Annotated in this window: 2 protein-coding genes; both read left to right on the top strand. The window is 65.4% G+C overall.

Going from position 1 to position 592, the window contains the following annotated elements; translation table 11 throughout:
- Positions 1–189: DUF742 domain-containing protein (locus HHX33_RS34745; RefSeq protein WP_138463408.1), on the top strand; the 189-nt coding region annotated here is incomplete at its 5' end.
- A 7-nt stretch (positions 190–196) separates the two neighbouring features.
- Positions 197–592: GTP-binding protein (locus HHX33_RS34740; RefSeq protein ID WP_182878263.1), on the top strand; the 396-nt coding region annotated here is incomplete at its 3' end.

Below are 592 nucleotides of genomic sequence, written 5' to 3'. Positions count from 1 at the left end.
CTGTGCCGTCAGGTGCGGTCGGTGGCGGAGGTGTCGGCGTTGCTGCGGATTCCGCTGGGTGTGGTTCGTGTGGTGATCGCGGACATGGCGGCGGAGGGGTTGGTGCATGTGCATCAGCCGCAGTTGGAGGCGGGTAAGCCGGATCTGAACTTGCTGGAAAGGGTGCTCAGTGGACTTCGCAGGCTCTAGCCGGGGGCTGACCTCGACGAAGATCGTGGTCGCGGGGGGTTTCGGTGTGGGCAAGACGACTTTCGTGGGGGCGGTGTCGGAGATCGTGCCGTTGACGACGGAGGCGGTGATGACCGACGCGTCGGCGGGTGTGGATGATGTGGGGCTGGTGCCGCACAAGACGACCACGACGGTGGCGATGGATTTCGGGCGGGTGTCGCTGGACCGGGATCTGATTCTTTATCTGTTCGGTACGCCGGGTCAGCATCGGTTCTGGTTCATGTGGGATGACCTGGTGCGGGGGGCGATCGGTGCGGTGGTGCTGGTCGACACCCGGCGGTTGGCCGACAGTTTTCCCGCGGTGGACTACTTCGAGGAGGCGCGGCTGCCGTTCGTCGTCGGCGTCAACGGCTTCGACGGGCAG

It is taken from the genome of Microbispora sp. H10670 (assembly GCF_014161385.1).
GTDB classification, from domain to species: domain Bacteria; phylum Actinomycetota; class Actinomycetes; order Streptosporangiales; family Streptosporangiaceae; genus Microbispora; species Microbispora triticiradicis.
This window is presented reverse-complemented; position numbering and strand designations above follow the sequence as displayed.